Source organism: Bacteroides sp. D1 (assembly GCF_000157095.2).
Lineage (GTDB): Bacteria > Bacteroidota > Bacteroidia > Bacteroidales > Bacteroidaceae > Bacteroides > Bacteroides xylanisolvens.
Window position 1 is genome coordinate 628 of sequence record NZ_JH114334.1, and the last position, 299, is coordinate 926.

Annotated in this window: 1 pseudogene; it reads left to right on the forward strand. The window is 35.5% G+C overall.

Annotated elements, in window-relative coordinates:
* A pseudogene (locus tag BSAG_RS25490) lies at nucleotides 1-299 on the forward strand (polysaccharide biosynthesis protein); the annotation flags it as partial.

Consider the following 299-nt stretch of genomic DNA (forward strand, 5'->3'; position numbering starts at 1 on the left):
AACAGTAAATGCGGCACGTGGTATCTGTATGCAGGTGATGTCTGTTTTTAGTAGTTTTGCTTCAAATATAGGACTTGCAATATCACCACAAATAACAAAATCTTATAGTCAAGGTGATATTAAACGTAGTATCAGCTTGACTTTCGCTTCTGCTAAAGCACAGGGGTATCTTGTTCTTGTAATGATGATCCCATTTTTATTAGAGTCACATTATATACTTACAATATGGTTGAAATCGTTTCCTGTATACACTCAGGAGTTTGTATGTTGGGGAATACTGATAAGCTTTATACATGCGA